This is a genomic window from Nocardia mangyaensis, assembly GCF_001886715.1.
Taxonomy (GTDB): Bacteria; Actinomycetota; Actinomycetes; order Mycobacteriales; family Mycobacteriaceae; genus Nocardia; species Nocardia mangyaensis.
Genome location: NZ_CP018082.1, coordinates 17,655 through 43,341 on the forward strand (window position 1 = coordinate 17,655; position 25,687 = coordinate 43,341).

25 protein-coding genes and 1 tRNA gene are annotated in these 25,687 nt (G+C 68.9%); 8 read left to right on the top strand and 18 right to left on the bottom strand.

The annotated features are described in order from the left end of the window. Nucleotides 1-8: 8 nt before the first annotated feature. The 3 genes from BOX37_RS00090 (at nt 9) to BOX37_RS00100 (ending at nt 1,972) form a co-directional block, all read left to right on the top strand. Entirely contained in the window at nt 9-671 is a 663-nt protein-coding gene (locus BOX37_RS00090) for an aminodeoxychorismate/anthranilate synthase component II (protein ID WP_071931047.1), read from the top strand. Continuing rightward, nucleotides 668-1,366, top strand: a complete 699-nt coding sequence (locus BOX37_RS00095; protein WP_071925663.1) for a RibD family protein — start codon at nt 668-670, stop codon at nt 1,364-1,366. The genes BOX37_RS00090 and BOX37_RS00095 overlap by 4 nt, the downstream gene beginning before the upstream one ends. A gap of 138 nt (nt 1,367-1,504) precedes the next feature. After that, nucleotides 1,505-1,972: a deaminase gene (locus BOX37_RS00100; protein ID WP_071925664.1), complete on the top strand. Its 468-nt coding sequence runs from the start codon at nt 1,505-1,507 to the stop codon at nt 1,970-1,972. A 4-nt stretch (nt 1,973-1,976) separates the two neighbouring features. On the opposite strand, the gene BOX37_RS00105 is transcribed toward BOX37_RS00100, so the two are convergent. The 8 genes from BOX37_RS00105 to BOX37_RS00140 all read right to left on the bottom strand — a co-directional run bounded on the left by BOX37_RS00105 (nt 1,977) and on the right by BOX37_RS00140 (nt 12,516). Beyond that, nucleotides 1,977-2,396: a CBS domain-containing protein gene (locus tag BOX37_RS00105; RefSeq protein ID WP_071925665.1), complete on the bottom strand. Its 420-nt coding sequence runs from the start codon at nt 2,394-2,396 to the stop codon at nt 1,977-1,979. A gap of 154 nt (nt 2,397-2,550) precedes the next feature. Then, entirely contained in the window at nt 2,551-4,452 is a 1,902-nt protein-coding gene (gene pknB, locus BOX37_RS00110) for a Stk1 family PASTA domain-containing Ser/Thr kinase (protein WP_071925666.1), read from the bottom strand. Then, a complete protein-coding gene (locus BOX37_RS00115) occupies nt 4,449-5,993 on the bottom strand; it encodes a protein kinase domain-containing protein (RefSeq protein WP_071925667.1) in 1,545 nt (514 codons plus the stop codon). Before BOX37_RS00115 ends, pknB begins: the two co-directional genes overlap by 4 nt. Before the next feature lie 37 nt (nt 5,994-6,030). Then, nucleotides 6,031-7,497, bottom strand: a complete 1,467-nt coding sequence (locus BOX37_RS00120; protein ID WP_071925668.1) for a peptidoglycan D,D-transpeptidase FtsI family protein — start codon at nt 7,495-7,497, stop codon at nt 6,031-6,033. Then, the gene (locus BOX37_RS00125) at nt 7,494-8,966 is read right to left on the bottom strand and encodes an FtsW/RodA/SpoVE family cell cycle protein (RefSeq protein WP_071925669.1); all 1,473 of its coding nucleotides are present in this window, start codon (nt 8,964-8,966) and stop codon (nt 7,494-7,496) included. Before BOX37_RS00125 ends, BOX37_RS00120 begins: the two co-directional genes overlap by 4 nt. Continuing rightward, complete coding sequence (locus BOX37_RS00130; RefSeq protein WP_071925670.1) at nt 8,966-10,414, bottom strand: PP2C family protein-serine/threonine phosphatase; 1,449 nt, start codon at nt 10,412-10,414, stop codon at nt 8,966-8,968. Before BOX37_RS00130 ends, BOX37_RS00125 begins: the two co-directional genes overlap by 1 nt. Beyond that, the gene (locus BOX37_RS00135; RefSeq protein WP_071925671.1) at nt 10,411-10,887 is read right to left on the bottom strand and encodes an FHA domain-containing protein FhaB/FipA; all 477 of its coding nucleotides are present in this window, start codon (nt 10,885-10,887) and stop codon (nt 10,411-10,413) included. The genes BOX37_RS00130 and BOX37_RS00135 overlap by 4 nt, the downstream gene beginning before the upstream one ends. 168 nt (nt 10,888-11,055) lie before the next feature. Further along, on the bottom strand, nt 11,056-12,516 hold the full coding sequence (locus BOX37_RS00140) for an FhaA domain-containing protein (protein WP_071925672.1): 1,461 nt from the start codon (nt 12,514-12,516) through the stop codon (nt 11,056-11,058). A gap of 217 nt (nt 12,517-12,733) precedes the next feature. Here BOX37_RS00140 and BOX37_RS00145 point away from each other — a divergent pair. The 3 genes from BOX37_RS00145 (at nt 12,734) to BOX37_RS00155 (ending at nt 14,921) form a co-directional block, all read left to right on the top strand. Further along, nucleotides 12,734-12,816: transfer RNA gene (locus BOX37_RS00145), tRNA-Leu, on the top strand. 110 nt (nt 12,817-12,926) lie between these two features. After that, nucleotides 12,927-14,390, top strand: coding sequence for a tyrosine-type recombinase/integrase (locus tag BOX37_RS00150; protein WP_071925673.1), 1,464 nt, complete (start codon nt 12,927-12,929; stop codon nt 14,388-14,390). A gap of 90 nt (nt 14,391-14,480) precedes the next feature. Beyond that, nucleotides 14,481-14,921 carry a hypothetical protein gene (locus BOX37_RS00155; RefSeq protein ID WP_071925674.1) on the top strand — a complete coding sequence of 147 codons (441 nt, stop codon included), beginning with the start codon at nt 14,481-14,483 and terminating at the stop codon, nt 14,919-14,921. 383 nt (nt 14,922-15,304) lie between these two features. On the opposite strand, the gene BOX37_RS33595 is transcribed toward BOX37_RS00155, so the two are convergent. The 8 genes from BOX37_RS33595 to BOX37_RS00190 form a co-directional block, all read right to left on the bottom strand. After that, nucleotides 15,305-15,445, bottom strand: a complete 141-nt coding sequence (locus tag BOX37_RS33595; protein ID WP_156910216.1) for a helix-turn-helix domain-containing protein — start codon at nt 15,443-15,445, stop codon at nt 15,305-15,307. Between the two features lie 120 nt (nt 15,446-15,565). Next, entirely contained in the window at nt 15,566-15,946 is a 381-nt protein-coding gene (locus tag BOX37_RS00160; protein WP_071925675.1) for a hypothetical protein, read from the bottom strand. Next, complete coding sequence (locus tag BOX37_RS00165) at nt 15,943-16,191, bottom strand: hypothetical protein (RefSeq protein WP_071925676.1); 249 nt, start codon at nt 16,189-16,191, stop codon at nt 15,943-15,945. The genes BOX37_RS00160 and BOX37_RS00165 overlap by 4 nt, the downstream gene beginning before the upstream one ends. Further along, complete coding sequence (locus BOX37_RS00170; RefSeq protein WP_156910217.1) at nt 16,188-16,439, bottom strand: hypothetical protein; 252 nt, start codon at nt 16,437-16,439, stop codon at nt 16,188-16,190. The genes BOX37_RS00165 and BOX37_RS00170 overlap by 4 nt, the downstream gene beginning before the upstream one ends. A 157-nt stretch (nt 16,440-16,596) precedes the next feature. Beyond that, entirely contained in the window at nt 16,597-17,775 is a 1,179-nt protein-coding gene (locus BOX37_RS00175; protein ID WP_071925678.1) for a helix-turn-helix domain-containing protein, read from the bottom strand. 284 nt (nt 17,776-18,059) lie between these two features. Beyond that, entirely contained in the window at nt 18,060-18,593 is a 534-nt protein-coding gene (locus BOX37_RS00180; RefSeq protein ID WP_071925679.1) for a TetR/AcrR family transcriptional regulator, read from the bottom strand. After that, nucleotides 18,590-19,510 (bottom strand): alpha/beta fold hydrolase, encoded by a 921-nt coding sequence (locus BOX37_RS00185; RefSeq protein WP_071925680.1) that lies wholly within the window; start codon nt 19,508-19,510, stop codon nt 18,590-18,592. The genes BOX37_RS00180 and BOX37_RS00185 overlap by 4 nt, the downstream gene beginning before the upstream one ends. 69 nt (nt 19,511-19,579) lie before the next feature. After that, complete coding sequence (locus tag BOX37_RS00190) at nt 19,580-20,218, bottom strand: class I SAM-dependent methyltransferase (RefSeq protein WP_071925681.1); 639 nt, start codon at nt 20,216-20,218, stop codon at nt 19,580-19,582. 155 nt (nt 20,219-20,373) lie between these two features. On the opposite strand from BOX37_RS00190, the gene BOX37_RS00195 reads away from it, so the two are divergent. Next, nucleotides 20,374-21,744, top strand: coding sequence for an NHL repeat-containing protein (locus BOX37_RS00195; protein WP_240505486.1), 1,371 nt, complete (start codon nt 20,374-20,376; stop codon nt 21,742-21,744). A gap of 757 nt (nt 21,745-22,501) precedes the next feature. Here the strand turns inward: BOX37_RS00195 and BOX37_RS00200 are convergent. Continuing rightward, on the bottom strand, nt 22,502-23,536 hold the full coding sequence (locus tag BOX37_RS00200) for a stage II sporulation protein M (protein ID WP_071925683.1): 1,035 nt from the start codon (nt 23,534-23,536) through the stop codon (nt 22,502-22,504). A gap of 18 nt (nt 23,537-23,554) precedes the next feature. Between BOX37_RS00200 and BOX37_RS00205 the strand changes: the two genes are divergently transcribed. Next, nucleotides 23,555-24,301 (top strand): RDD family protein, encoded by a 747-nt coding sequence (locus BOX37_RS00205; protein ID WP_071925684.1) that lies wholly within the window; start codon nt 23,555-23,557, stop codon nt 24,299-24,301. A 90-nt stretch (nt 24,302-24,391) separates the two neighbouring features. Here BOX37_RS00205 and BOX37_RS00210 read toward each other — a convergent pair whose 3' ends face one another. After that, on the bottom strand, nt 24,392-25,687 hold the full coding sequence (locus BOX37_RS00210) for a DUF58 domain-containing protein (protein ID WP_071925685.1): 1,296 nt from the start codon (nt 25,685-25,687) through the stop codon (nt 24,392-24,394).

Sequence of the window (25,687 nt, forward strand, 5' to 3'; positions counted from 1 at the left end):
CTCGGTGCATGCGTGTATTGGTCGTCGACAACTACGACAGCTTCGTGTTCAACCTGGTGCAGTACCTCGGCCAGCTTGGTGCCGAGGCCGTGGTCTGGCGCAACGACGACCAGCGACTCGCCGATCTCGACGCCCTGCTCACCCGCGGCGACGCCGGCGGCGCCTTCGACGGCGTTCTGGTCAGCCCCGGCCCCGGCAGTCCCGACCGGGCCGGGGCGAGTATCCCGCTGGTACACGCGGCCGCGAAGCACGGCACACCGCTGCTCGGGGTGTGCCTGGGCCACCAGGCGATCGGCGAGGCCTTCGGCGGCACCGTGGCCAAGGCGCCGGAACTGCTGCACGGCAAGACCAGCTCGGTGTTCCACATCGGCTCCGGTGTGTTGGCCGGACTGCCCGATCCGTTCACCGCGACCCGCTACCACTCGCTCACCGTGGTCCCCGAGACCATGCCCGCGGAGCTGGAAGTGGTCGGGCACACCGACAGCGGCATCGTGATGGCCATGCGCCACCGCAGCCTGCCCATCCACGGTGTGCAGTTCCACCCGGAGTCGGTGCTCACCCAAGGCGGGCACCGGATGCTGGCCAACTGGCTCGAGGTGTGCGGCGAACGCCCGTCGGAGGCCCTGGTGTCGGCGCTCGAGGCGGAGGTCGCCGCGCTGGTGACGTCGTGACCGCCCGCCCCCGGGTCCTGCTCTCGGTGGCGGCCAGCCTCGACGGCTACATCGACGACGCGAGCACACAGCGGCTGCTGCTGTCCAACAGCGCCGACCTCGACCGGGTCGACCAGGTGCGCGCCGACTCCGATGCCATCCTGGTCGGCGCGCAGACCTTGCGCACCGACAACCCCCGGCTGCTGGTGAACAGCGCCGAGCGCCGGGCTGCGCGGGGGGCGGCGGGCAAGCCGGAGTATCCGGTGAAGGTGACTGTCACCGATTCCGGCGAGCTCGATCCCGAGCTGCGCTTCTGGCACACCGGCGGCGGCAAACTCGTCTACACCTCCGAGTCGGGCGCGGCCCGGCTGCGGGGCCGCCTCGACAGTTCGGCCGAGGTCGTCGTCCTCGGCTCGCGCCTCGCCCTGCCCGCGCTGCTCGACGATCTCGGGGCGCGCGGCGTCGAGCGCTTGATGGTCGAGGGCGGCACCGGGATGCACACCGGCTTCCTCGCGGCGGATCTGGTCGACGAGATCCGGCTCGCGATCGCTCCGATCCTGGTCGGCGACCCGGCCGCCCCGCGCTTCGTCGCCCCCGCGCGATTCCCCGGCGGTGCACAACGTCGGCTGCGGCTGGCGGGTGTGGAACAACTTGGGGATGTCGCTGTGCTGAACTACCTGGTCGACCGGTCGACCGAGCCCGAAAACTACGTGTGACTGTTACTGAAATCAGGTGATCTACCTGGGAAAATACCACTGTCCACAGGTTGTCCGGCGAATCCTTGCACACCTGAACATGACCAAATCCACATCCGGCGACAGCTGTGGATAACTCCCGACCACCAGGGGAATTCCGTGAGCGCAGGTAGTACCGCCAGCACCGACGAGCGGTTCATGCACAGGGCGATCGAACTCGCCCGGAAGTGCCCTCCCAGCGCCACGGCCTTTTCGGTCGGCGCGGTGATCGTCGCCGATGGGGTGGAGATCGCCACCGGCTACTCCCGCGAGACCGACGAGAAGGTGCACGCGGAGGAATCGGCGCTGAACAAGCTCGACCCGGACGACCCGCGACTGACCAGGGCGACGATCTACAGCACGCTCGAACCGTGCTCGACCCGCGCCACGGCGAACCGACCACCGTGTGCCGACCGCATCGTGGCGGCGGGCATCCCCACGGTGGTCATCGCCTGGCGCGAGCCGAGCCTGTTCGTCGCCGCGTGTGAGGGTGTGGACACACTCCGCACGCACGGCGTTCGAGTGGTGGAGTTGACCGAGCTGGCCACCGAGGCCATGTCGATGAACACCCACCTCGATCTGAGCTGAGTGGTCAGGGCCGCCCGTAGATGGCGGTGACGAACTCGCCGAGCTGATTGTCGTCGAGATGCCTGGCCAGATCGGCCTCGCTGATCATGCCGACCAGCCGCTTGTTCTCGATCACCGGCATCCGCTTGATCCGGTGACTCTCCATCTGGTCGAGCACGTCTTCCACATCGGCGTCGGCGCTGACCCAGCGCGGGGTCGACTCGCACAGCTGCGCCGCGGTCGTCGTCTCCGGGGACAGGCCGAGCGCGATGCACTTCACCACGATGTCGCGATCGGTGATGATGCCGCACATGCGCTCATCGTCATCGGCGACGACGAGCGAGCCGACACCGAGTTCGGCCATCGCCGTCGCCGCGGTTGCCACAGTGTCGCCACGGGTGATCCACTGCGCGCCCGGTTTCATGATGTCCCTGGCTGTGGTCATGGACTGCCTCCTCGTTCAGCGTTGCTGGATGGGATGAAGCAGCCCCATTCTGCGCCCGCCGCGGCGCGTCAGACGGGTTCTCCACGCAATCGAGACCTCGCCCGCTCACGACTGTCGCGCGAGCATCACGCTGATGGCACGCCACCAGAGCGCCCTACCCTCCGAGCGAAGCGCCCACCCGAATGACGATGTTGCTCGTCATCGTGGTCGAAGAATTGGGCAACGGACTTTGACCGACGATCTTGCCGACAGTCGAGCCGTCGAGGGTGAGGACAGAAGTCTGGCTGAGCTGGCCGGTCCAGCCGAGTTCCCGCAGCTGATCTTGGGCCTGGGCTGGAGTGAGTCCGGTCAGGTCCGGCATAGTGATCCGGTCGCCAGAGGAAACCTGCACGGTGATCGTCGATCCCTTGTCGACTCTGGTACCACCAGCCGGATCGGTGGCGATCACCTGCCCTCGAGGCGCGGTCGACTTGACCTCCTCGACATTGATCTCGAACCCCGAGCTGCCTACCAGATTCGGCTCAGCAACCGAGATGTCCTGCCCGACGACGAACGGGACGGGCACCTGCTCGGGCCCCGAGCCGATGGTGACCACGATCGGCTGGTCGATGTCGACGCGCACACCGCCGGACGGTTCCTGCCCGGTCACCTTGTCGGTCTCGGCCGTGCTCGACGCCTTGCGCTCCACGTTCGGGTCCAGTTGCAGCCCGATCGAATTCAGCTTCTGCTCCGCCTCGGCCTGGGTGAGACCGAGCAGCCGGGGCACCTGTACCTGTGCGGGCCCGGTCGAGACCTGCAGGGTGACGGTGCTGCCCTCGTCGATGCGCGAACCGCCCAACGGCTGGGTCGCGATGACATTGCCGATCGCCACCTTGCCGTCCGGCTTCTGCTGCACGGCCACATTGAACCCGGCCGCCTGCAGTTCGCTCTGCGCCTGCTGGGCCGGCGTGCCGGACAGATCGGGCACGGCCACCTGGTCGGCCTTGCTGCCCGGACCGACCAGAACCCAGAACATGCCGAACGCGACCGCGACCGCGGCGGCGACGCCGAGCGCGATCAGGCCGGTCCGGTTGCGGGATTCCTCCGGCGGCGCGGCGGCGGCCTGCTCGGCGGTGTCGTCGCTGCGATCACGGAACGAGCGCGGCGCGGGCTCGTCGTCGTAATCCATGATGGTGGTGCGGTCCTCGTCGTTCATCACCATCGGCGCGCTCGGCTTCTGCCCGCCGAGCACCCGGATCAGATCGGCGCGCATCTCCGCGGCCGTCTGGTACCGGTTGGCCGGGTTCTTGGCCATCGCCTTGAGGATCACCGAGTCGAGCTCGCGCGGCACGCCGGGATTGACCGACGACGGCAGCGGCGGGTCTTCCTTGACGTGCTGATAGGCGACCGCGACCGGCGAGTCACCGGTGAACGGCGGCTGCCCGGTGAGGATCTCGAACAGCACGCAGCCCACCGAGTACACGTCCGAGCGCGCGTCGACACTCTCGCCGCGCGCCTGCTCGGGCGAGAGGTACTGGGCGGTGCCGATCACCGCGGCGGTCTGGGTCATCGGGTTGGCGCTGTCGGCGATCGCGCGCGCGATGCCGAAGTCCATCACCTTCACCGCGCCGGCGCGGTTGATCATGATGTTGGCCGGCTTCATGTCGCGGTGCACGATCCCGGCCTTGTGGCTGAAATCGAGCGCGGCGCACACGTCGGCGACGACCTCCATCGCCTTGCGCGGGGCGAGCGGGCCCTTGCCGCGCACGATGTCGCGCAGGGTGTCGCCCTCGACGTACTCCATCACGATGTAGGGCAGCGGGCCGCCGTCGACGGTGGCCTCGCCGGTGTCGTAAACAGCCACGATCGCCGGATGGTTCAGCGCCGCCGCGTTCTGCGCCTCGCGCTTGAAGCGCAGGTAGAACGTGGGGTCGCGCGCCAGATCGGCGCGCAGCACCTTGATCGCGACATCGCGCGAGAGGCGGACATCGCGGGCTTTGTGCACCTCCGACATGCCGCCGAACCCGATGATCTCGCCCAGCTCGTACCGCGAGGAGAGATTCTTCGGGGTGGTCATGGCTGTCCTTGTGACGGTGGGTTGTTGTCGACGGTGAGGGTCGGGCCTACGGCGCTGTCGCTGTCACCGTCGGGAAACGGTAAGTCGAAGCTGGGCAGCTGGGGGCGGTTACGCACGGTGGTGGTCGCCACCACGGGCTCGGTGGTCGTGGTCGGCGGCGAGCTCGTCGTCTTGGTTGTCGTCGTCGGATCGGGCTGGGTTGTCGTGGTCGGCGGCTCGGTCGTGGTCACCGGCGGTTCGGTGGTGGTCGGTTCCTCGGTGGTCGTCGTCGGTTGCGGCGGTTGCGTCGTGGTCTCCTCGGGCACGACGACCGGCGGCGGCAGCGGCACGGTGGTGGTCACCGGCGGCGGCGGGGTGGTGGTGGTCTGCACCGTGGTGGTTGTCGTTGTCGAACCGCGGTTCGGCTCACCGCCGAACAGCACCCACAGCGCCACGCCACCGAGCAAGACCGCGCCCGCGCCGAGGGCGATGAGCCACCACTTCTGATTGCTCTTGCTCGGGTCGGCCGCGCCCGCCGCGGGTGCGGCGGCCTGGGTGGCCGGGCCGCTGTAGCCGCCGACGGGCGGGCCACCCTGGCTGCCGAAACGCATGGTCGCACCGTCGTATTCGGCGCCTGCGGCGGCGGGGATGGCCATGGTGGGGCCGGGCGGAAGCACCCTGGTCGCCCCGGTCATCGACGGCGAGACGCCACCGGCGGGCACCGGCGGCATGTGCCCGGCGCGCACCGCGGCCACGGCGTCGGCGAACTCGCCGCCGCTGCTGTAGCGCTGGGTCGGGTCCTTGGCCATCGTGATCGCGATCAGCTCGTGCACGTTGGCGGGCAGATCGGCGGGCATCGGCGGCGGGGCGTCGCGCACGTGCTTCATCGCGACGGTGATCGCGCCGTCGCCGGTGAACGGGCGCACCCCGGCCAGGGCCTCGTAGCCGACGATGCCGAGGGAGTACACGTCGCTGGCGGCGGTGGCGTCCTCGCCGACGGCCTGCTCGGGCGCGATGTACTGGGCGGTGCCCATCACCATGCCGGTCTTGGTGACCGGGGAGGCGTCGACGGCCTTGGCGATGCCGAAGTCGGTGATCTTCACCTGGCCGGTCGGGGTGACGAGGATGTTGCCCGGTTTCACGTCCCGGTGCACCACGCCCGCGAGGTGCGCGACTTCGAGTGCGCGCCCGGTCTGCTCGAGCATGTCCAGACCCTGGATGACCGAGAGCCTGCCCATCCGGTTGAGCACCGCGTTGAGCGGCTCGCCCTGCACGAGCTCCATCACCAGGTAGGCGGTCTCGCCCCCGGAGGGATCGGTGGTCTCGCCGTAGTCGTAGATGCCCGCGATCCCGGAGTGGTTGAGCTGCGCGGTGGTGCGTGCCTCGGTCCGGAATCGCTGCCGGAACGTCGGGTCGGCGGAGAACTCGGTCTTGAGGACCTTGACCGCCACCCGGCGGTCGAGCCGGGTGTCCATCGCTTCCCACACCTGACCCATGCCACCGGTGGCGATGAGCCGTTGCAGGCGGTAGCGGTCAGCGATCATGGCGCCGTTGTTCAGCATCGGGGCCCCCGTGTTGTCACTCGCACACTCATTTCGTTCAGCCCCCTGCCAGGCCCGCGTCCAGTACCGACCTGGCGATCGGAGCGGCCACCGAGCCTCCGGTGGCCGCCAGTGACCGGTCGCCGCCGTTCTCGACGATCACCGCGATGGCGATCTTCGGGTTCTGCGCGGGCGCGAAGGCCATGTACCACGCGTGCGGCGGGGTGTTGCGGGGATTGCTGCCGTGTTCGGCGGTGCCGGTCTTGGACGCGATCTGGTACGGCGTCCGGCCACCACCGGCTGTGTTGGCTTCCGAGGCGACCATCAGATTTGTCAGCGTCGACGCTACCTGGGGGCTGACTGCCTGTCCGATCGAGACCGGGTCGGTCTGGCTCAGTTCGGACAGATCGGGTGCCTGGGTCTGGTCGACCAGGTACGGCTGCATCCTGGTCCCGCCGTTGGCGATGGTCGCCGCGATCACCGCGATGTCGAGCGGGGTCACCGCGACATCGCGCTGGCCGATGCTGGACTGGCCGAGAGCGGCGTTGTCGGGGATCGGCCCGACGGTCGACTCGGCGACCGGGATCGGCACGCCACGGTGCGGGCCGATGCCGAAGGCCGCGGCCTCGTCCTTGAGCTTGGTCGCGCCGACCTGCACGCCGAGTTCGACGAACGCGGTGTTGCAGGACCGGCGGAATGCCTCGTAGAGGCTCGCGGTCGGCTGGTCACCGCAGGTGCTGCCGTTGTAGTTCTCCAACGTGGTGCTGGTACCGGGCAGGGTGATGTTGGGCGCCGCGGTGAACTGGTCATCGGGTCCGGCCACGCCGTTGGACAGCGCGGCGGCGGTGACCACGGTCTTGAACGTGGAGCCCGGCGGGTAGGTCTGCGAGACAGCGCGGTTGAGCATCGGCTGACTCGGATCGGTGCTCAACCGCTCCCACGCCGCCCGGCCCGCCGCGCCGTCGTGACCCGACAGCTCGTTGGGGTCATAGCTGGGTGTGGAGACCATGGTCAGGATCTTGCCGGTGCTCGGCTCGATCGCGACGACCGCGCCGGTGTAGCCCTTCGAGGTCATCTGCTCGTAGGCGACCTGCTGCATCATCGGGTTCAGCGTGGTGAGGACGTTGGCTCCGCGCGGATCACGCCCGGAGAACATGTCGATGAGCCTGCGCCCGAACAGGCTCGAGTCGTTGCCCGACAGCAGCGGGTCCTCGGCCAGTTCCAGCCCGGTCTTGCCGTACTGCATGGAGTAGAAGCCGGTGACCGGGGCAAACGCCGGCGGCGTGCTCGGGTACTGACGCAGGTACTTGTACCGGTCGTCGGTGGAGACCGACCCGGCGAGTACCGTGCCGCCCGCGGAGATCTGGCCGCGCTGGCGCGAGTACTCGTCGAGCAGCACGCGTGAGTTGCGCGGATCGTTGCGCAGGTCGTCGGCTTTGATCACCTGCACGTAGGTGGCGTTCATCAGGAGCGCGACCACCATCACCATGACGGCGACGGCGACGCGGCGTAGCGGAGTGTTCATGCGGTCGCCCCGCCTTCCGGCCGGCGAACCATCTCGGTGGCCGCTTCGGCGATCGGTGCCGGGGGCCGCTTGCGCACGGGCGCGGGAGCGCGAGCGGCATCGGAGATCTTGATCAACAGCGCGAGCAGCGCGTAGTTCGCCAGCAGCGAGGAACCGCCGTAGGACATGAACGGCGTGGTCAGGCCGGTGAGCGGGATCAGCTTGGTGACACCGCCGACCACCACGAAGATCTGGATCGCGATGGTGAACGAGAGGCCGGCCGCGAGCAGCTTGCCGAAGCTGTCACGCACCGCGAGCGCGGTCCGCAGCCCGCGCATGATGAGGATCAGGAACAGCATCAGCACGGCGGTGAGCCCGACCAGACCGAGTTCCTCGCCGATGGTGGTGACGATGAAGTCGGTCTTGGCGAAGGGCACCTGGCTGGGCCGTCCACTGCCAAGGCCGGTTCCGGCGAGCCCGCCGGTGGCCAGGCCGAACAGCGACTGCGAGATCTGATAGCCGGTGTTGTGGTAGTCGTCGAACGGGTGCAGCCAGGTGTCGACCCGCACCCGCACGTGCCCGAACAGCTGATAGGCGAACACGAAGCCGAGCGCGAGCAGTGCGCTGCCGATGATCAGCCAGCCCACCCGCTCGGTGGCGATGTAGATCATCACCAGCACCGTGCCGAAGATGAGCAGCGAGGTGCCGAGGTCCTTCTCCAGGACCAGCACGCCGATGCAGACGATCCACACGATCAGGACCGGGCCCATATCGCGCGGGCGCGGGAAATCCATGCCGAGGAAGTGCTTGCCCGCCGCGGTGAACAGGTCGCGCTTGGCCACCAGCACCCCGGCGAAGAACACGATCAGCAGGATCTTCGCGAATTCGCCCGGCTGCACACTGAATCCGGGCAGCCGGATCCAGATCTTGGCGCCGTTCACTTCGGAGAACCGGCTCGGCAACAGTGCCGGAATCGCCAGCGCGATCAGGCCGATCAGGCCTACTGTGTAGGTGTAGCGCGCCAGCGTGCGGTAGTCCCGCAAGACGATGAGCAGGCTGATGAACACCACGATGCCCAGGCCGGTCCACATGATCTGCTGGTTGGCGTCGGGGGACGGGATCGGGCTCGAGTCGTACACGGCCTTCTGCGCGTCCGCGAGATCGAGCCGGTGGATCAGCACGAGCCCGAGCCCGTTGAGCAGCGCGACGATCGGTAGCAGCAGCGGGTCGGCGAACGGCGCGAACCGGCGCACGGCCAGGTGCGCGATCCCGAACAGCGCGAGGAACGCCGCGCCGTACTTGGCGATGTCCCAGGTGATGGACTGTTCCTGGCTCGCCTCGACGATGAACAACGACACCGTCGTGATCCCCGCCGCCCCCGCGAGCAGCAGCAACTCCGAGTTGCGTCGCGTCGAGGGTGGTGGCGCTGGCGCGAAGCCGCCAGGGGGGCTGGGGAATGCCCCAGCTGACGGCGGTGCCGGTGCGGACATCAGTCCGTCACCCGGCAGTTCTCCCCTGAGATCTGCGGGGTGGTGGTCGGGGTGGCCGTCGTGGGCGGCGGCGGGGTGGTGGTCGGCGTCGCGGGCTGATCGGGACCGGGGGTCGGTTGGTCACCGGGGATCACCGGCGGTTCCTCGGGGGGCAGCACGCCGGGCTGCGGTACCGATTCCTTCTTCGGGCAGGGCGGCAGGAGTTCCTTCTGCGCCAGCACCTTCATGCTGTCGCGCGCCTTGTCCAGCGAGTCCGGCGGCAGGCCCTTCTGTACCTGTTCGCGTCCGGTTTGGCGCAGATCGCTGACCATCAGCTTCTTGCACCCGCTCGGTGCGGTCTGGCCCGCGCCGACGAGGGTGAGCTCGCCCTTGCTGTTGACACAGCCGGTGAGCTCCACGTCGTGGATCGAGTAGCCCAGGATGGAGCCGGGCAGGCCCCGCATCACGACGACCCGATCATCGTCGGAACCGACGTAGTAGTTGCTGCGGATCATCTTGTAGCCCACCACGAGTCCCACGGTGACCGCGGCGATCAACGCCATCGACAGCAGTACCCAGCGCAGCTTGTGCGACTTGGTCTCCGGCGGCGGGGCGGGTGCGGCGGCGCGACGCGGCTGCGCGCGCGGCGGACGCATGGCGGCCGCGCGGCCCGCGGCGGTGTTCGGCGGTGGCGCGTCTTCCTCCTCCTCGGTGGAGGCGGCGCCGGCGACGATCGGATGGCTCTGGCCGTAGTCGAGGTCGATCACATCGGCGACGACCACGGTGACGTTGTCGGGCCCGCCGCTGCGCAGGGCCAGCTCGATGAGCCGGTCGGCGCATTCGTCGGTGTTGCCCTCGCGCATGGTGTTGCCGATGGTCTCGTCGCTCACCACGTCGGAGAGGCCGTCGGAGCAGAGCAGATAGCGGTCACCGGCGCGGGCCTCGCGCATGATCAGCGTCGGCTCGATCTCGTTGCCGGTGAGGGCGCGCATGATCAGCGAGCGCTGCGGATGGGTGTGCGCCTGCTCGGCGGTGATCCGGCCCTCGTCGACCAGCGACTGCACGAAGGTGTCGTCGCGGGTGATCTGGGCGAGTTCGCCGTCGCGCAGCAGATAGGCGCGCGAGTCGCCGATGTGCACCAAGCCGAGCTTGCCGCCCGCGAACAGGATGGCGGTGAGCGTGGTGCCCATGCCGTCGAGTTCGGGTTCGGCTTCGACGTGGTCGGCGATGGCGGCGTTGCCGGAGCGGGTGGCGCGGTCGAGCTTGCCCAGGATGTCCTGGCCGGGCTCGTCGTCGTCGAGGTGCGCCAGCGCGGCGATCATCAACTGGGAGGCGACTTCACCGGCGGCGTGGCCACCCATGCCGTCGGCGAGGGCTAGCAGGCGTGCGCCCGCGTAGACCGAATCCTCGTTGTTGCCCCGGACGAGTCCGCGGTCGCTTCGCGCGGTGTAGCGCAGAACAAGTGTCACGATCGCAGCTCGATCACTGTTTTGCCGACTCGCACCGGAGTGCCGAGCGGAACACGGACGGCGGTGGTGACTTTCGCGCGGTCGAGATATGTGCCGTTGGTGGAGCCGAGGTCCTCCACGTACCAGTCGTCACCACGCTGAGAGAGTCGCGCGTGCCTGGTCGAGGCGTAGTCGTCGGTGAGAACCAGCGTCGAATCGTCGGCCCGGCCGATGAGAACCGGCTGTGTGCCGAGGGTGATTCGAGTACCGGCGAGTGAACCATGAGTCACCACAAGATATTTGGCGCCCTTCTGGCCTCGGCGCAAGGATGGCAGTCCCAGCGATCCGCGCGCACCGCGCGCGGGCCTGGGCTGGATCCGTATGCCGGATGCCGCGTAGATATCGCTGCGCAAGGTCCGCAGAACGGCCCAGACGAACAACCAGAGCAGCAGCAGGAACCCCGCGCGGGTCAATTGCAGGATCAATCCCTGCACGGCGTTCCACCTCCTGTTCGCCCGGGTACGTCGGTACTGCAGGTGCGGGGCGAACCACCCCCACCAGCGTGCTGGCTTGCGGGCCCCGAGGTCGGGGCCGTGCGTGTAATGGCAGCATCATAGGGCCGACAGCGTCGACTCGTGACGTGCACCGCGCAGCTTACGGGATCAGACGATCCGGATCAGGATCTCGGAATGCCCGGCCCGGATGACGTCGCCGTCGGCGAGCTGCCAATCTTGCACCGGCGAACCGTTCACGAGGGTGCCGTTGGTGGAACCCAGGTCCGAGAGCATGGCCGTCTGGCCGTCCCAGCGCACCTCGATGTGGCGGCGCGACACCCCCGTGTCGGGCAGCCGGAAGTGGGCGTCCTGCCCGCGACCGATGATGTTGGAACCCTCGCGCAGCTGATAGGTGCGCCCGCTCCCGTCGTCGAGTTGCAGGGTGGCCGAGTAGCTGGCCTGCGCGGCGCCGTAGCCCCCCCCGGCCTGGCCGTAGCCTGCCTGCGGGTCGGCGTAGCCCTGTTGCGGGTCGGCGTAGCCCTGTTGCGGGTCGGCGTAGCCCTGTTGGCCGTAGGCGCCCTGCTGGTCGTAGCCGGGCTCGGCGTAGCCGGGCTGGGCGCCGTAACCGGGCTGCTGGCCGTAGCCTTGCTGCGGGTCGGCGTAGCCCTGTTGGCCGTAGCCGCCCTGCTGGTCGTAGCCGGGCTCGGCGTAGCCGGGCTGGGCGCCGTAACCGGGCTGCTGGCCGTAGCCTTGCTGCGGGTCGGCGTAGCCCTGCTGGCCGTAGCCGCCCTGCTGCTCGTACCCGGGCTGCTGGTCGTACCCGGGCTCGGCGTAGCCCTGCTGGCCGTACCCCGGCTGCTGACTGTAGGCCTGTTGGCCGTAGCCGCCCTGCTGGTCGTAGCCGGGCTGGGCGCCGTACCCGGGCTGCTGGCCGTAGCCGGGCTGGGCGGGCGCGGCGGGGTCGTACCCGTTCTGGTACTCGCCACCCTGCTGGCCGTAGGCAGGGTCGTAACCCGGCTGCGCCTCCGGCACGCCGTAGCCGCCGCCCGCGCGACCGTACTCGTCCGGGTAGGAACCACCCGGCGCGGCACCGCGTCCGGCGGGCGGCGGCGCGTACCCGCGGTTGCGTGGATCGGACTCCGCGGGCTCTCGGCTTGGCTCGTAGCCTGAGTTGTGCGTCATGGGGCCAGCTCCTGGTTGCGGGTGTGCGGGTCGTTGTGGCGGTTCGGGGCGAGGTGGGGCGGTCCCGCGACCGGCGTCGGGGTCGACGCGGCCGCTCGCTCTGAACATTCCGGTGTGCAGCGTAGGTGATGCCTCGAACGCCACGTGCACTTCGCCGTAGGTCTGCCAGCCCTGCTCGCGGATGTAATCCTGCAGGTGTTTGGCGAACGCCTTGGTGGTGAGGTCGTGATCGGCGTCGAGCTTGCCGTGATCGGACTCGTTGATCGTGATCACATAGCTGTTGGGCGCGAGGAGATGCCCGCCCTCGAGATCCTGGACTCGATCTGCGGCTTCACGCTGCAGCGCGGCCTCCACCTCTTGGGGGACGACGCTGCCGCCGAACACCCTCGCGAACACATCACCGACAGCGCCCTGCAGACGTCGTTCGAATCTCGACACGATGCCCATCACGGCCCTCCCTTCGGTGAGTGTCCTCGCCGGTCGGCACGCTGATTACGGCGTGTCCGGACCCGACCATGTTCCTTGCATGATATCTACGATCCTCCCACCCTGTAACTCCCGGCGAACCGCCCCGGTTCCCGCGCCGAATCCGTCGGCATCACCGCAGGTCACAGCCTCGATTTTATTTTCGTCGGCGAGGCATGTTAGATTTTTCCAGTCGCTCGGGCGAGTGGCGGAATGGCAGACGCGCTGGCTTCAGGTGCCAGTGTCCGTAAGGACGTGGGGGTTCAAGTCCCCCTTCGCCCACAACGAAATAGCAGGTCAGGGGCTTAATCCACGGATTAGGCCCCTTCTGCGTCCACATTGCGGTCCACAAGAACCTGAGGAGGTTCGGCTGGCGCGAAGGACGCACGCCCATGTCACGGCCCCGCAAGACCACTCCCCGTATTCGCGTTCGCAAGGACGGCAGCACCGTTTCGCAGGTGCGCTACCGCATCAAGCGCCCCGGCGCGGCCGAGGAGATCGCGACCTCGCAGACATTCGTCGACCACGCCGAGGCGATCCGCTGGGCAAAGCTGCTCGACCGGGTCGGCGCCGTCGAGGCCGAGCGCGTACTCGCCGCCCGCCTCGCCGCAGCAGCAGCCGAGGCCGAGGTGCTCACGCTCAAGGCGTGGTTGCACCGATACGTCAACAGCCTCGGGAAGTCGGTCGAGGAGGAGACCAAGCGCAAATACAGGCGCATGATCGACCGCGACATGGTGCCGTTTTTCGGCGAGGATCTGCCCGTGGACGCCTTGACGCCCGAACTCGATGCGGCGTGGGTGGATTGGCTCGAGAGCGAGTTCGGCAACGGTGCGAAGACCGTGCGCAATAAGCACGGGCTGCTCTGCGCGGCGATGGGCGCCGCAGCCCGCAAGCGCCCGAAGGCTCTCATCCCGTGGAATCCGTGCGCTGATACCCGCCTGCCGAAGTGTTCAGCCCGTGAGGTCGACCACCTCGACGACCTCGAGTACGAGCTCATCGAGCAACTGCTCGAGCCCTTCTGGCGGTCGTGGTGGGAGTTCGGCGTGATGAGCATGGCGCGCCCCGGCGAGCAGGGCGCCCTCAAGGTCGGCGACATCAACCGCGACAACGGCGCCGTCTCGATCGTGCGGGCGTGGAAGTGGGCGAACGGCAGGCCGCGCCTCGGCGACCCGAAGACCGAGCGCGGCATTCGGACTACGTTCGTGCCGTTGGAAACGGTCGCCCGGCTCGACCTCGACCGCCCGGCCGATGCGTGGCTGTTCCTCACCCCTACCGGCCTGCCGGTGACGAGCGTTCGATTCTGGCAACAGGGATGGGCGCCCGCGTTGGAACGGCTCGTCGCGCTGCACAAGGGCGACCGGACCCCGTTCACCGGTGCCGCCGGGTGGCAAGGATTGTCTTTCGACGAGCTGCTTAACCGGTATGGGCGCGTCGTCGACCGGCTCATGTCCAAGCGCCTGACCCCGTACGTCACGAGACACACGGGAATTAGCTGGCGATTGCAGGATGGCGAGCCGATCTGGGTCGTCTCGCGCGACGCCGGGCACTCGTCGTACGCGATCACCGACAAGCGGTACGGGCACCACTCGCACGCCGCGAGCGCGGCAAGCGCTCAGGTTATCGCCGGGCGCCTGCCGCGGCTGCGTAGCACCGTGGTCGGCATCGAGCAGGCCCGGCGGCGTCGGCTCGTGCAGCTCGGGCGCCTCGGCGAGATCGAGCGCGTCGCCGCAGGTTTCGAGGCAGTGTGGATGGACGCCGACGGCGTCGTGCAGTCGCAGGTATTCAGCACGTACGACACCGCGGTCGACCACGTCGCGCAGCACGAGGCCGGCGACCTGCTCGCCGCCGCCGCGTGACCGGCGGTTTCATTTCATGACGGGTGCAATGAAATGAAAATCGAGCCTGGTCACTGCCGGTTTCCGACCGGCCCGGATTCGGTGTGCGGCATGGTAATTCCGCCGCGCATCGGGCCGGGTCGCCCGGCCGCCTACTGTGCGGATCCCGATCACAACCCGGTGCGCGCGCACCGCGCGACGCGCCGGTTCGCCGACAAGGCCGCGGCGTCGGCAGAGCAGACCGACGCCGGGCGCCTGGCCGCCGAGCTGGAACGGGCCCGCGCGCGCGGCGTCGAGGCCGAGCGCGCCCGGCACCTCGCCGAGGTCGACGCGCACGCGGCCCGGCGCGAGCGAGACGCCGCGCTCGCGCTGCGCGACCTCGCCGTCGAGGATGCGGCCGACGCGAGAGACGCGGCGGCCGAGGCGGTCTCGAGGATGCGACACGAATTCGACCGCGAGGTCGCTGCGGTCGCGGCAGTTGCCGATGCCGAGATCGCTCGCGCACACACCGCGCACACATTCGGCGGGCGTCGACCACGGTTGACGGCTTAGGCGTCAAGATGCATGAACCCGGACTCGTAAACCCTTGCGAGCTCCGGGTTTTTGGTATCTAACTGTTTTTGTAGGTAACGATTCCGTCATATTGCAAATCGGGCATACCGGGTTCCATATTCCTGGCTACGATCGCGTTACCCATTGGTCCTACGAATCGGGCGGGGGACTCCACCACGCAGAGCCTGCGCGGCACTCTTAGCCCGGTAGTATCGAACTGGTGTTCGAACGAGCGAGTCGGGGTGCTCGCGACCTGTGGCGGGAACCGAGGCGATCGAGGGTGCGGTATGGGGCAGTTGGCGGACCGAGACGAGGTCACCGCGTCTACTTCGGTGGCGAGCCTGATTAGGGCAGCTAATCGCCGAGGTGTGATGGCGAGTCGGCTACTCCCCGGCGCCCATTCCCTTCTGCGCGGCGTCGACGAAGTCGCCGGCGTCGACGCCGAGGCCGCGCGCAACGGCAAGGACTTGCTTCACTGACATCTCCCGCTCTTGGTTCTCCAAACGCGAGATGGTGTTGACCATTCGGGCGAATCGTGAGGATGCCGACGAGCTCGTACTTACGGGCGCGAGCGAGATTCCGAATCAGATTCTCGTCGACGCTCGGGTCGGCCGAGACCGCCGCGCGAATCAGCCCGATAGCTTTCACTGCATCCAGCCCGGCCGGTCGTCGACCCACACGACCGGGCCCGCGAGCGAGCCGTCGCCGATGCACGCCCAGAGCGCCTCGCGAGGCATATGCCACTGTCGCGCCACCTCGGCCGCGTCCCGGAACCGCACGGTCGGCGATCGTCGGAACGGGGCGCCGTCGGGCGACCATGCCTGTATGCACGGCAGCGACCAGCCGGGGTGGGGCCCGATCTCGATGTCGGGCGACGGTACCCATATCCGTTCGCTGTGGCGCCAGTTCACAAGCTGCCTGTAGCCGTGGCCGGACAGCATCGCGAACGCGCCGAGGCCGAAGTACCGCCGAACACCGGCGTCGCGCTTGTCGGGCAGGCCGAGCGCCACCGCGGCGGCCGTCACCGGTCGACCTCGGTGTCGGCGACGGTGCCCGGTGCAACGTCGATGACGATGTGCTGACCGATGGCAGCGAGCACCGCCTCGGCCTCGTCCTCGGCCTCGTCGAGGGTCGTGAATGCCGCGACAGGCCATGCGATCCCGTAGTCATCGACGACCCACCACGAGCCATCGTTGTGTTGCATCCACGCGGCGGGGCGTGGCGCCGGGCCGCCGTCGAGCTTGTCGAGGCGAGCGAGCTCGGCGCTCATCCGAGGTTCCTGCTGTTGCGCGGGTCGGGGACGACGTGCCCGGCGTCGACGAGCACCTTCTGCGCGGCACGCTTGCGGGCGCAGGCGTTCGCCGGGCAACCGGCGTGCCGTTGCATCGCGCGGTGCGCGTCGTCGGTAGAAAATGGACGGTCGGGCGCCTCGTGCGGCCAATTCAGCGGGTACACCGCGCGATTGAGTAGCTCGTCCTCGGCGGCGATGAACGCCGCCATTTCAGGTGATGCGGCCATGGGTTCCCCCGGCAGGCGGTAGAGGATTTGATTCCACCGACGCCGGAGACTCTCAAGGTTCGTCCGGCGTCGGCGTTGTCCTAAGACTCACCCGCCGAGGTGCCTTGCGTCACTGACAGTTTCGGATCGTGTCGACCGAAACTAGTACTTTCCCTGCTCAGAGCTCCAAGCGCACCATGTCGGCGAGCTCGCGCATATCGTCGGTGAGCGTGCGACGGCGCTCGACGATCGACCCCATGATGTCGCGCGAATACCGTTGCTGCACGATCCATTCCGGCGCCTGGTTGGCGAGGCTGCGCAACTCGCCCATGGCGTTATCCCAATCGCCCAGTTGCGAATGCGCATTGGCCTTGTCGAGCCGGTGACGCAACCGGCCCGCGGCGGTCGGCAGCAGTGTCGGCCGCGGGGTCTGTGCGGCGATTGCGAGCGCGACCGCGGGCTGATCGTTGAGCACCGCGGCCTCGGCCGCGACATGCTCGACAGTGATCGGGCCGAACTGTCTCGTCGAACCGACTTCGGTAATCACCTCGTGCCCGATGCGGCTCGCCGCCGCCCGTGCGAGGCCGATCGCGTCCTCGTACTCGTGCTGCCTGTTGTCGCGAATCGCAATCGTTGCGATGAACAGCCACAGCCGACCCCACACGGCGAGTTGCGCGAGCGAGGCGCGCGAGAATTTGGGCTCGATCCGGTCGGCCCATTCGAGCGCCAGCGCCCGTGCCGGGTCGAGGTGACCCTGTCGCAGCTCACTCCACACTCGCGTGGCGACAGCGGCGGCGGCGGTGGCCTCGTCGTCGGCGGTCTCGATCGCCCGGTCGAGGACGAGCGCGGCATCCTCCCACTGTCGATTCTGGGTGAGCAGCCACCCGACCGCGCCGAGTGTGTGCGCGTGCAGGCTCCGGTCGCCGGCAGTGGCCGAGTCGCGCAGCAGAGCGGGCAGATCGGCGGCGATTGCCTGGTACCGATGCGCGGCGAGCTCGACCTGCAAGCGTGACAGTTCGGCGCGAATGTTGGCAGGCGTCGGCGGCTCGTCATCCTCGGCCGCGGGCGGCGCGGCGAGCGCGTGGCGTACCGGCGCCCACACATCGTTAGTCGCGGCGTCGGCCTGCTCGGTGTCGCCGATGCCGCCCTGTAGGACGGTGGTCGTCGTGCCGAGCGCGCCCGCAAGTGCCCGGATCGTGGCAAGCCGTGGATTGGCGAGCTCGCCCCGCTCGATCTTGCTCACTGTCGAGGCCGCGAGGCGGGCCGCTTTAGCGAGCTCGGGCTGCGAGAGTCCGCGGCGCTTGCGGATCGACACGAGACGGTCGGCAAGGTCGCGGTCCTGCGTATGATTGGGCACGATTCCTCCGGTTCAGGAGTCCCGAACCCCCGCGCGGCGGCAACCGTAGCGGGGGTCATTTCTTGTCAGAGTACGCCCGGGATGCTGTGGACGCGGTCCACAATCGGGGCTATTGTCTGCCCATAGATTCCCATACATACCCGTACCTCCCCATAGCTTCCCATGGTCGCACGGTGTGAGCAGGGGCTGAACAGCGGTTCAAGTCCCCCTTCGCCCACAAAGACAAGAGGCCCGATCCTATACGGATCGGGCCTCTCGTTGTTTCCGGGCCGTCGAAGGGACTGTCACCGGGCCAGGCGCAGCAGGGCAGCGCGCAGGTCGGGGCGTGGGGCGGGCGGGTCCATCTCCAGGAGCGCGGTCTCGGCGATCGCGGCGACCAGCAGGACCGCGACGGGTTCGGCGTCGGTCCAGCCCATCGCCACCAAATCGGCGAGCAGCAGGTCGGCGGCGGTGGCGTTGCGGGCCGTGACCTCGGTGTGGAGACCGGCGTCGGTGCGGGCCTGCACGAGCAGGGCTTTCGTCGCCGGTTCGGCCAGGCAGCCGTCGAGGTAGGTGGTGATCGCGGTCATGAGGCGCCGCTCGCCCGGGGGCAGGTCGGCGATCGCGGTCGCCACCTGATCGGCGAGGTCGTCGTGGAAAGCGCGGTGCAGGGCGAGGAGATAGGACTCACGGCTCGGCCAGTGCTGATAGAAGCTGCCCTTGGCCATCCGCGCCTCGGCGGTGATCGCGTTGACCGACAGCCTGCCCAGATTCTCGGTGGCAAGCAGTCGCCTGCCCGCGCCGAGCAGGGCGCGGCGGCCGGGTTCGGCGGATCTCATGACGGCGTTTCCGTACGGGCGGTGAGAAATGCGCGCACCGCGTCGAGGAAGCGCCCCGGCGTCTCGGCGAACGGTTCGTGCCGGGCCGCGAGCACCGCGACCTCGGCGTGCGGCAGGGCGCGGGCGATACCGCGCCGATTGAGCAGCCACGGATTGATGGGATCGTTGCGTCCCCAGACCACCAGCACCGGCAGATCCGGCAGCAACGGACCGGCCGCGGGCAGGTCCACCCGGGGATCGTCGAGGGTGCGCCACAGCCGGCGGTACACCGCGAGGCGGGTCGGGTCGCGGGGAATCGCCTCGGCCCGTTCGAGAATGGGCCGCAACCCGGCGTTGCGCGCGGAACCCAGATACATCCGTGCGCACGGCACGACCGCCCGACGTGCCACACCCGGACGCGCCATCACACGGAACAGCCCACGGCTCAACAGATTCCGCGGTGCGAACCCGGCGGGCTGCACCAGCACCAGCCCACGAACCCGAGCCTCGACCCGCTGCGCCAGCCGCACCGCCGCGTAGCCACCGACGCTGTTGCCGAGCACGGTGAAGGTACGGAAGCCGTTGTCGGTCAGTGCTTCTACTACCTGCTCCGCGATCTCACCGAGCGCCTCGACGGTGATCGCGTCGAGATCGGTGACCGTCGACTCGCCGTAGCCAGGCCAGTCGACCGCGGCGATCGCCCAGGTCTTTCCCAAAGTGGCGACGATCGGATCGAAATCGCGGTGGTCGCCAGGATTGGCGTGGAGCAGGAGCAGGCCGGGGGCCGCGCCGGGGAACCGTCCGCTCAGATGGACGGCCACATCGCCATGGGTCGTCCGGACCGTCACCGTGTCGCGGCGGGCCGGACCGGGCCCGCCGCCGTCGGGATCGAGTGCGTGGTCGTCCCCGTCGGGGTTCGATGCGCGGGAAGACTCCATGGCCCTGACGGTAGCCATGACCGACCGGTCGGTCAAGGGTTCGGACACGGTGAGACAAGCGGCGAGTGATCAGGGCTTGCGGGCGACGAGCAGATGGTGGGGAAGCGGTGGATTCGCCAGTGCGCGCCGCTCCACCGTCAGCCCGGCCGCGCTCAGCGCCTCGACGACCTCGTCGACGGGCCGCAAGGTGAATCCATAAGGAGTGAAAGGCATCTTGGCCATCGCCTCGGGATCACCGATGCCGACCACCGCGGTCCCGCCCGACCGGAGCACGCGCGCGAGTTCGGCACACGCAGCGGGCAGATCATCGAGGAAGTAGAGGGTGTTGACGGTGATCGCCGCGTCGAGGCTCGCCGCGGGCAGCGGGAGCGAGGCCAGGGAACCCTCCGCCAGTACGAGGCGCAGATCGGCCACCTCCGTCGTGAAACCGACGCGGGCGCGGGTGAGCATGTCGCGCGAGGGCTCGATGCCGTGCACCACGCCGTCGCGCCCGACACGGGTCAGCAGGAGCCCGAGCCCGACACCGCCGCCGAAGCCGATATCGGCGACCGTGGCACCCGCCGTCGGTGCCGCCGCGTCGACGGCCGCGGCGATGGCGCGTTTGTTCCCGCGGTTGAGCGCGACCGCCACGCCCTTGCCGAGCAGTCCGTGCGGATTGCCGAGCTGATCGGCGAGGGTGGTGAGCAGGCGATCCTTGACCCCGGTCATCCGCCCATCGTAGGGGTGGGCGCGTCGGATGAGTCGAATTCTTCCCCTGGGCCTCGAGATTGGGGTTCGATACGCCCGTGTCGTTCGTCACCCGCCATCGTGTCACCGCGTCCGCTCGCGCCGCCGCCCTCGCCCTCGCGCTCACCTGCGCGTCGATGGGTCCGGTCGGTGCCGATCCGGTATCGGGCCAGGTCACCGGGCCGCTCGCGGCACCGAATCCGTTCCTCGGTCCAGTCGGGACCGCGACGATGCACGGCGACGCGGGCTCCTCCGATGTCACCCCGCTGGCCGGGCCCGCACCCGGCGCCCCCGTCACTGTGTATCCGCTCGGCGCGGCCTGCCCGACGCTGCTCGAAGGGTCCGACGGCCTTGTCGTCGCCCTGTGCACGGCCATCGCCGGTCAGGCGCCGACGGTCTTCCTGCTCGATCCCGCCGCACCGGGTCCGCTCGCGGGCGCGCTCACCTCGCTGGCACTGACCAAGGGCAGTCTCCTCGGCGGCGTGTACGCCTATCTCGACAATGCCGACCGGCTGGTGCTGGTCGACGGCGATCGACGGCTGCTGCGGGTCGCGCACGAGCGCGCCGCCGACGGCGGGTGGCAGCTGAGCGCGACCGAGCAGGCCGACCTGTCGGGCGCGATTCCCGAGGGCGACAACGTGACCGGGCTCGTCCCCGACTGGTCGGGCAACGTCTGGTTCGCCACCGGCCACGGCCTGGTCGGGCTGGTGAACGCGGCGGGCCGGATCGAGACGGTGGCGCTGCCGTCCGGTGAGCAGATCGCCAACAGCATCTCCGCGGCGTCGAATGGTGCTGTGGCGGTGGCGAGTACGCACGCGCTCTATGAGCTCGCCGCGAAAGATGGTGCCCCCGTGGTGCGGTGGCGTGCCGCCTATGAGCGCGGTTCGGCGCGCAAGCCGGGTCAGCTCAGCTGGGGCACCGGCTCGACGCCGACCTATTTCGGTCCGGGTACCGGCGAGGAGTACCTCGCGCTCGTCGACAACGCCGATGACCAGGTGCGGCTGCTCATCCTGGCCTCCGGTTCGGGCGAGCGGGTGTGCTCGGTGCCGGTCCTCACCGAGGGCGGTCCAGGCAGCGAGAACTCACCCATCGGTATCGGCAACTCCGTCTTCGTCGCCAGCACCTACGGCTATCCCTATCCGGCCGTCCCCGATGGCGCGGGCCCCGCGGTGCCGGCGACCGCGCCGTTGCGTGGTGGTCTGACCCGCGTCGACCTCACCCCGACTGGTTGTGCACAGGTGTGGGACAGCCCGGTCCGCAGCGCTGCCGTGCCCAAACTGTCGCTCGCCGACGGCGGTGTCCACACCCTGCGCCGCGTCGGTCCCGAGACCGCGACCCCGCTCGACGGCTACGAGTACGTGGTCATCGATGCCGCCACGGGCGCGGTGCGCGCGGCGACGCCGCTGCCCGGCACGGTGGCCCAGGATCCGCTGCAGATGGCGGCCCTCACCACGCATGGCGGAGCGCTGCTGCAAGGCACCGTCACCGGAGTCGTTCGCGTCGGCTGATGGTCCCGGTGACCAGGCATGTTCGCAGCGGCGGTCACCGTCGTCGGTGTGCTGTGGCTCGGTCGCGATCATGGGCATGCCCGGGCTGATGAGGTGAAGATCACAGCCTTGTTGTCGGGATGTTTCAGGGGTGTTCTTCGGCCGTTTTCGAGCCGTCTGGCGCTCTATTCGCAACCGGTCATTCGATCGGTTATGGGGCCCCGGATAGGCTCTTCGGCTTGATTGCTGAGTGCTGATCTTGTTTGCAGCCCTGTAAACAAACCTGAAGTCTCTTTTAAGACATCCGACGTCCGGCAAACCGAAATTCCCTTGTCGAATCCCCAGGTGATCGGCCATGTGGGCGGGTGGAGGCGAGCTCGAGCAACTGCGGCGGACAATCGCGCGATACGCGGGTCGAGGGCGCGCGGTTCGTTGTCGAAGGTTTGCCGCAGATGAATTCTCGGTGTTGCTCAACCCTGCTTCAGGGGCGCGCCGGAAGTTAGCTGAGACTGTGGAAAACGCAGTCTCCACAGCTGTTTGCTGGTTCATGATTCTTACGCCGGACCTGCGCGTCGGGGGTTGCATGGGCATAACGATTGTGTACAGTTAGCGGCAACGCTGGCCGCAGCTCGAGCCCGACTCGCTGCGGCCAGCGGAACTCAAATGGGGGAGTTCGACACCATCTCGTAACCTCGCTTAGCTACCGGTTGCCCAGTGCCGTCTCCGGCCGGGTGTGCTCGGAGTTGCCTGCCGCGCAAATGCACGTGCAGATGCGTATTCACGCCCGGTCCAGCGCCTTTTCCGCAGGTGCCAGCCACAGTCGCGCCGGGTCGGGGAGCGCGGCAGGAGCGGCAGCCGCGGCGTCCTGTTCCGCGGCCACCCGGCCGCCGAGACCGAAGACGTAGAACAGGAACAGTGCCTCGGCGGCGAAGCCGATCGCGATCCGCACCGCCGCGGGCAGCGGACTCGGTGTCACGAACCCCTCGATCAGCCCGGATACGAACAGCACCACCACCAGCCCGAGCGCCACCGTGGCGGTCGCCTTGCCCTGCCGGGCCATCGCCACGGCCCTGCTGCGCCGTCCCGGGTCCACCAGTGTCCAGCCCAGCTTCAAGCCACACCCGCCCGCGACGAAGATGGCCGTGAGCTCGAGCGTGCCGTGCGGCAGGATGAAGCCGAAGAACGCGTCGAGGCGACCGGCGTCGGCCATCAATCCACCGGTTATCCCCAGATTCAGCGCATTCATGAACAGGACATACACAGCGGGCAGGATCAGCACGCCGGTGAACAGCGCGATCGCGGCGACCCAGGCGTTGTTGGTCCACACCTGCGCGGCGAAGGCGTCGTGGGGATGCTCGGAGTAGTAGGTCTCGAACCTGCCGCCGGGCGCGGTGATATCGGAGTGGTCTCCTTCCGGAACCCCCAGCGCCTCGCGTGCCCCCGGTGAGTGATCGACCAGCGCGGCGAGCACCGTCGACACCGCGAGGAACAGCGCCGTCACGCTCACCCACCACGGCCACGCGCGATACACCGCTGCCGGGAAGTGCCGGGTGAAGAAGCGTCCGGCCTCCTGCCACGGCTGCGAGCGCGCCCCGAGCACCCGCCCGCGGGCGCGGGCCAGCAGTGCGCTCAGCCCGGCGACCAGCTCGGGATCGGGATGATGCCCCTGCAGTTTCGCCAGCTGCTGGGAGGTGGCGCGGTAGAGCCGGACGAGTTCCTCGGACTCGGCGCCGGAGAGCGTGCGCTGGCGAACGAGCTGATCGAGCCGATACCACGACCGTTGATGCGCCCAGCTGTAGGCATCGGTGTCCATATCGGGAATGCTAGCCACATGGCCGAATTCACCACCGGCGAAGCGGTGGCGCTCGAACTCCCGATCGCGCGTATCCCCAGCCGTGCGGGCGCGTTCCTGCTCGACCTGTTGATCCAGCTCACCCTCGCCGCCACCCTGATCTTCCTCGCGACAGCCCTGCTGACGGCGTTCGACGCCGACGAGGCCTGGTGGGCGGTGGCCGGAATCGTCACGCTGGTCACGGTGCTGGTCGCCTACCCGGTGTGCAGCGAGACGCTCTCGCGCGGACGGTCCATCGGCAAGCTCGCCTTCGGACTGCGGGTCGTGCGGTCGGACGCGGGGCCGATCGACTTCCGGCACGCGCTCACCCGCGGACTCACCGGCGCGATTGTGGATTTCTGGATGCTCGGTGCCTTCGGCGCGGTCGCGGTGATCACCTCGCTGTGCTCGCGCGAGGGCAGGCGGGTGGGCGACGTCCTGGCTGGAACAGTGGTTGTCCACACCCGGCAGAACCTGCCGGTTCCCGCACTGGTGATGGCGCCGCCGTGGTTGAGCGCCTGGTCGGCGCAGTTGGACACCAGCGTGCTCTCCGACGAGCTCGCCGGCTCGGTGCGCCAGTATCTGACCAGGTTGCGCACCCTGTCACCGGCCGCGCAGCAGCACCTCGGCAGCCAGCTCGTCGTGGCGGTGTGCGCGGCCATGCGCTGCCAGGTGCCGACCGGATATCCGCCGTATCACGTGCTCGGCGCGGTGCTGGCGCGACGACAGCAGCTCGCCAGGGTGTAAGCCTGTGGATGAATCAGCCCTGTGCACAAACCTGTTGGTCAGCGGTGGATGAACTGTGAGTGGCGGTGGACAACTCCACTTGTGCACAACTCACAGGGAGCCGGATTGCTTCAACTCCAGGTACTCGTCGGCCAGTGCCTCGGGCAGCCGGTCGGGTGAAGTGGCGACCACCGCGACACCGCGACGCCGGAGCGATTCCTGCACCAGTGCCCGCTCGGCCAGCACCGTCTCGGCGGCTGCCGCGGCGTAGACGGCACCGGCCGTGCCCCGGTCCCGCGCGGCCGCGGCGATCTCGGGATCGGTGACCGAGACGATCAGCACCCGATGACGCTGGGTCAGTGTCGGCAGGGCGGGCAGCAGATGCTCGGTGACGGTCGGCCCGTCCAGACTGGTGAACCAGACGATCAGCGCACGCCTGCGGACCCGGGTGAGCACCGTGCGGACCAGCCCGGTGGTGTCGGTGTCGACCAGCCGGGGCGTGACCCCGGCAAGGGTGTGCATGAGTTTCAGCGGCAGCTGATGACCGCCGACACCGCTGGTCTCGGCGCGCACCTCGCGGTCGTAGGCCAGCAGGTCGACGGTGTCGCCCGCGGCCGCCGCCAGCCCACCCAGCAGCAGCGCCGCCTCGATCGAGGAATCGAGCCGGGTACCCTCGCCCACGCGCCCGGCGCTGGCCCGCCCGGTGTCGAGCACCATCAGCACGTGCCGGTTGCGTTCGGGCCGCCAGGTGCGTACCAGCACGTCGGTGGCGCGGGCGGTGGCCCGCCAGTCGATGCTGCGCACGTCGTCGCCCGCCACGTACTCGCGGAACGAATCGAACTCGGTGCCCTGCCCACGCGTGTTCGCCACATTGCGGCCCTCGAGGTGGTGCAGCCGCTTCACCTTCGAGCGCAGCAGCCGCTCGCTGCGGAACTCGGGCAGCGCGCGTACCCGGCCCGGTACCTCGACCCGGCGCTGGCGACCGGCGAGTCCCAGCGGACCGAGCAGTCGCAGGGTCACCGGACCGGCGACGCGATCACCGCGGTAGGTGGGAGTCAGGCTGGTGCGCAACCGGATTCGGGTGCGTGCCGCCAGGTCGAGGTGGTGCGTGCGCTGGTCGGCGCGCGCACTGTCGGGCCAGCTGTCCCACAGGAATCCGCGCACGGTGGCGGTGCCGGTGTTGGTCACCACCAACTCGACGTCGGCCTCGCGCCCCAGTCGCACGATCGTCAAGGGATCGCGGGTCAGCGTGAGCGCGTCCGCCCGCGCGGCGAGCGCGAGATCGGTGAGCAGCAGCGCCAGCAGTGCCGCGCACGCGCCGAGCGCGCCGATCCACGACGGAACGCCGAACATCACCACCACCGCCGCGAGCGTGGTGAGCAGGGTGAACCGGCCTGTGACGACCAC

Coding starts and splice junctions, on each gene's coding strand:
- BOX37_RS00090 (WP_071931047.1), top strand. CDS start 9: ATGCGTGTATTGGTCGTCGACAACTACGACAGCTTCGTGTTCAACCTG.
- BOX37_RS00105 (WP_071925665.1), bottom strand. CDS start 2,396: ATGACCACAGCCAGGGACATCATGAAACCGGGCGCGCAGTGGATCACC.
- pknB (WP_071925666.1), bottom strand. CDS start 4,452: ATGACCACCCCGAAGAATCTCTCCTCGCGGTACGAGCTGGGCGAGATC.
- BOX37_RS00115 (WP_071925667.1), bottom strand. CDS start 5,993: ATGCTGAACAACGGCGCCATGATCGCTGACCGCTACCGCCTGCAACGG.
- BOX37_RS00120 (WP_071925668.1), bottom strand. CDS start 7,497: ATGAACACTCCGCTACGCCGCGTCGCCGTCGCCGTCATGGTGATGGTG.
- BOX37_RS00125 (WP_071925669.1), bottom strand. CDS start 8,966: ATGTCCGCACCGGCACCGCCGTCAGCTGGGGCATTCCCCAGCCCCCCT.
- BOX37_RS00140 (WP_071925672.1), bottom strand. CDS start 12,516: ATGGGCATCGTGTCGAGATTCGAACGACGTCTGCAGGGCGCTGTCGGT.
- BOX37_RS00150 (WP_071925673.1), top strand. CDS start 12,927: ATGTCACGGCCCCGCAAGACCACTCCCCGTATTCGCGTTCGCAAGGAC.
- BOX37_RS00155 (WP_071925674.1), top strand. CDS start 14,481: ATGGTAATTCCGCCGCGCATCGGGCCGGGTCGCCCGGCCGCCTACTGT.
- BOX37_RS33595 (WP_156910216.1), bottom strand. CDS start 15,445: ATGGTCAACACCATCTCGCGTTTGGAGAACCAAGAGCGGGAGATGTCA.
- BOX37_RS00165 (WP_071925676.1), bottom strand. CDS start 16,191: ATGAGCGCCGAGCTCGCTCGCCTCGACAAGCTCGACGGCGGCCCGGCG.
- BOX37_RS00170 (WP_156910217.1), bottom strand. CDS start 16,439: ATGGCCGCATCACCTGAAATGGCGGCGTTCATCGCCGCCGAGGACGAG.
- BOX37_RS00180 (WP_071925679.1), bottom strand. CDS start 18,593: ATGAGATCCGCCGAACCCGGCCGCCGCGCCCTGCTCGGCGCGGGCAGG.
- BOX37_RS00185 (WP_071925680.1), bottom strand. CDS start 19,510: ATGGAGTCTTCCCGCGCATCGAACCCCGACGGGGACGACCACGCACTC.
- BOX37_RS00190 (WP_071925681.1), bottom strand. CDS start 20,218: ATGACCGGGGTCAAGGATCGCCTGCTCACCACCCTCGCCGATCAGCTC.
- BOX37_RS00195 (WP_240505486.1), top strand. CDS start 20,374: ATGGGTCCGGTCGGTGCCGATCCGGTATCGGGCCAGGTCACCGGGCCG.
- BOX37_RS00200 (WP_071925683.1), bottom strand. CDS start 23,536: ATGGACACCGATGCCTACAGCTGGGCGCATCAACGGTCGTGGTATCGG.
- BOX37_RS00205 (WP_071925684.1), top strand. CDS start 23,555: ATGGCCGAATTCACCACCGGCGAAGCGGTGGCGCTCGAACTCCCGATC.